Source organism: uncultured Thiodictyon sp. (assembly GCF_903828115.1).
GTDB lineage: Bacteria > Pseudomonadota > Gammaproteobacteria > Chromatiales > Chromatiaceae > Thiodictyon.
In genome coordinates, this window is record NZ_CAIKKU010000810.1 from 1 (window position 1) to 3616 (window position 3616).

Below are 3616 nucleotides of genomic sequence, written 5' to 3' on the forward strand. Positions count from 1 at the left end.
CTGCACGCCAAATTGCATCGCTTCTCCGATTACGACAACGACAACGACAACGATTGTGTTTGACTTGTTCTCGACTCGCTACAAAGCCATCGTGGTGCGCAATACCAACCGGCAATCCTGGAGAAACAGCAAGTGTCACTGAAGCATGTCATCGTCGCCGTCGGCGCCGCCATGTCGATCTGCCTGTCCGGCGCGCTCTGCGCCGGCCCCCAGCCCGCCCCGGTCGTCGAGGCTGGAACCTACGCTAACCAGGCCGCCCCGGTCGTGGAAGGCTACGCCCCCGCCCCGGTCGCCGAGGACCCGGCACCCCTGGTCACTGAAGGCGAAGCCGCCGCAGCCGACGCCGACGCCGACGTTGCCCCGGTCACCGGGCCGGCGACCGACGTCCAGGTGGCCGAGGATGATGCCGCCACTGCCCAGGAGTACAAACGCATCAAAATGGACGAGGCCACCGCCGCGGACGACAAATTCCATGCCAATCGCACCCAGGCCAACATGATTGCCCGCGACCAGGCGGAGGCCGAGGCCGGGGCGGCCATCAGTCGGGCGCACGCCGCCCAGGACCGGGCGAACGCGGCCAAGGACCGGGCGGCGCGGGCCGGAAATCTCCCGAAGGGTCATTAGCCTCGAGGATCGTCGTGGCCGGGTCCAGGGACGTATAGAGCACGCGCCGTCCCGCCGATGACCAGCGGCCGCCCACGAGGAAGGCGCCCTCGGCCGCGTCCCAGGTCGGCAGGTGCTTGTCGCGCTCCAGCCGCCAGACCACGAGAGCGCTGCCGCCCAGCGCCGCGGGCAAGGGTGTCACGCGTAGACCCCGTAATCCATGCGGGTCAGCAGCGTCTTGACCAGATCCGTGCCCTCCGAGCTTTGCAGCAGGTCGATCGGCCGGCGCTGATCCAGTCCCATGGCCGGGGCCGCCAACCAGCGTTCGGCGGCCTCCTGCGAGCCCAGGACCTCGATCGCCTGTTCGGCGACCGCCGCCAGCCGCAGCGAGCGGTCGCTGGCGTTGCTGTCGAGCGGCCGGTCCGCGGTCTTGGCCCGCTGCAGGGTGCGCTCGCTGATGCCCATCGCCTTGAGCACCGTGTTGCGGTCGATGAACAGGAAGGACGCCATCAGCTCGCGCGCACTGTCCACCGGCAGGCCCTCGGTCACCAGATCGTGCGCCTGCAGCGGGCTCAGGTCCTTGGCGAGCTGAAACATCGACTTCCCGGTCGTCTGGCCGCCCGGCAGGCGCAGGTATCTGGCCGGCTTGCGGGTGGGCCTGCCGCGCTCCGTCAGGGTCACGGCATCGACCTGGCCCGCGGCACGCTCGACCTTCTGGCCTGCGGGCTTGGCGGGGATGGTCTTGGTGGTCATGTCTGTATGCCTCGTTGGCGGCACGTGTCGCTATATCATAGGACACTTGCCGCCACGGCGCGAGCGGCTGGTGCTGACTTCAGGCTTGCGCGCGCCGGTGGCCGGGATCATCATCATCGCGTTGGCGACCGTGATGATCCTTCACGCCCTCTGGGCCCGACTGTACCCCTGACACTATGGCCGCACCGACGTATCCCCGCGCCCGTTTGTCCCCGGCCAAGGATGAACTCCTGTACGAGGAACTCGACCTCTCCGAGGAGATAAATGAGCGGATCTCGCAGGAGGTGAGCAAATTGATTGGCAGCGCGTTTCAATGACCGGCTGGGATGATCCGAGTCAGTATCCCACGCGGTGACGGGAGCGCGGGATCAAAAGTTGCGAGGATTACCCGATCCCAAGTGATAAGATTGCTGCCTTGGTCGGCGAATCATAGAACTGCCACTGAATCGCCGTCAGGATGGCATCGGGCACCTCGGGCAGGTCGCGCTTGTTCTCGCTCGGGATCAGGATGCGCTTGGCGCCGGCCTCGACCGCGAGCTGCATACGCTCCGGCAGTGCATTGACCTTGAGCAACAGGCCCTGGATGCTCATCTCGCCAAGTACGACGGTTTGGTTCTGCACGGGTTTATCGAGCAGGCTCGACACCATGGCGATGAAAAAGGCGACGGCGGTTTCGGCCCCCTCTTGCGCCTGATTCAGATTGATCGCCTGCACCGTGAAGTCGTAGGCCTTCAGATCATGGTCGATACCCAGGTTCTTCAGGTTGGCTTTGAGATAGGCGTCCGCGGTCTTGAGTGCCTCCTTCATCTTGGGTGACAGGTTGCCGAGCGCCACGATGCGCCCGGACCCGCGGTTCATTTGTGTTTGCAGCAAGAACAGTGCGAGGCGATGGTCGGCGCTGTCGCTGCCGATGGTGTAGACGCTTCCGGCGGGCAAGCATTCCTCGGTGATGATGGAACAGCCGCCCATTTCCGGTAGCGGCACGAAGGTCTCCTGCCCCGACTGCTTGTCGATAGACGAGAAGCTGGTATCCCAATACTCCAGGCCGCCCCTCTTCTTGAGCTGCTCCTTGACCCGGCGCCGCATCTCCATCGCGTAGCCGACGTACTCAGTCAGTTCGCTCTTGGTCACCTCACCGTTCGGATTGAGGAGTTTGACCAGTCCGGACACCGTCTTGCGCACGGCCTTCTGGTCGCGTCCGCCTAAATGACTGCCGAAGCGCAGTTCACGCTCGGCATAGTCGGCATAGCTGCGCTTGCGCAATTCCCGAAAGACCTCGGCGAGATAATCGGTCACGACACCGAAGTGATCCGTATAGGTCGCATCCGAGGTTTTCTGGAACTCCCATCCCGGGATATAGGCATGGATACGGTCGAAAAAGGCCGTATCCATCTCCTTGGGCATGGGGTAGAAGAGGTTCGAGGTCCGGACGATGGTTTCGATGTCGCCGTCGATATTGCCAACGAAGACAATCGCCCCCTCAGCGTTAATGATGTCGCGCCCGCGGCTGAAGGTTCCGTCTTCCATGTAACCTTTCATAATGTTGATGCCGCTCTTATCGGTGAAGCGGATACCCGCCGCCTCGTCGAACGCAACCACATCCCACAGCGCCACCAGGCCCCGCTGCCCGGTGCTCAAGTTGACGAACATCTGGGCCGTCGTGGTCTGACCCCCGGAGACCAGGTGGCAGTAAGGGCTGAGCTGTTGATAGACGAAGCTCTTGCCGGTCCCTCGCGGCCCCAGCTCGACGAGGTTGTAGTTCTTCTCCACGAACGGAACCAGGCGCAACATATAGTGCAGCTTCCGGCGCCGCGTGTAATAGGGGTGACTGGGCTCGTAACCCATGGATCGCATGATGAGGTCGAGCCATTGGTCGCTGGAGAAGTGGCTCCGGGCCGCGATGAAACTGTCGATATTGCGGTTCGACAGTTGGATGGGGCGCAGACTCTCGACAAAGAACGGCCGGTTCTGGCCCTTGAAGACATAGGCGTCATCGTAACGCAGCACGATTTCCGCCCAGATGCCGCCCATCAGCAGCCGATCATGATCGTGGACCAGACTGTCCTCGACGTTGATATAGTCGAGATCGAGATTCGACAGGCGGCCCCAGTATTTGTCGTGGGTCTCGACCAGCCGTACCGAGATCTTGTCGATGATCTCGTAACGGGTGTGGCGCTTGATGGCAGACTTCACCGCCTCCCGCTCGTCTGGTTTGACGTACTTGGCCGTCAGGGTCTCGCGAACGAACTCCAGACCCTCC

Annotated in this window: 5 protein-coding genes; 2 read left to right on the forward strand and 3 right to left on the reverse strand. The window is 63.0% G+C overall.

The annotated features are described in order from the left end of the window. The first annotated feature begins 132 nt into the window (after positions 1–132). The gene (locus QZY48_RS29830) at positions 133–624 is read left to right on the forward strand and encodes a hypothetical protein (RefSeq protein WP_295437460.1); all 492 of its coding nucleotides are present in this window, start codon (positions 133–135) and stop codon (positions 622–624) included. Here QZY48_RS29830 and QZY48_RS35135 read toward each other — a convergent pair. Further along, positions 539–805: an RES family NAD+ phosphorylase gene (locus QZY48_RS35135; RefSeq protein ID WP_366929809.1), complete on the reverse strand. Its 267-nt coding sequence runs from the start codon at positions 803–805 to the stop codon at positions 539–541. The two genes, QZY48_RS29830 and QZY48_RS35135, sit on opposite strands and share 86 nt — an antisense overlap. Continuing rightward, positions 802–1356, reverse strand: coding sequence for an antitoxin Xre/MbcA/ParS toxin-binding domain-containing protein (locus tag QZY48_RS29835; protein WP_295437462.1), 555 nt, complete (start codon positions 1354–1356; stop codon positions 802–804). The genes QZY48_RS35135 and QZY48_RS29835 overlap by 4 nt, the downstream gene beginning before the upstream one ends. A 176-nt stretch (positions 1357–1532) precedes the next feature. Here QZY48_RS29835 and QZY48_RS29840 point away from each other — a divergent pair, with 176 nt between their 5' ends. Further along, complete coding sequence (locus QZY48_RS29840) at positions 1533–1673, forward strand: hypothetical protein (RefSeq protein ID WP_295437464.1); 141 nt, start codon at positions 1533–1535, stop codon at positions 1671–1673. Positions 1674–1740: 67 nt separating this feature from the next. Here the strand turns inward: QZY48_RS29840 and brxL are convergent. Then, on the reverse strand, positions 1741–3616 hold a 1876-nt coding region (brxL, locus tag QZY48_RS29845; protein ID WP_295437466.1), incomplete at its 5' end, for a protease Lon-related BREX system protein BrxL.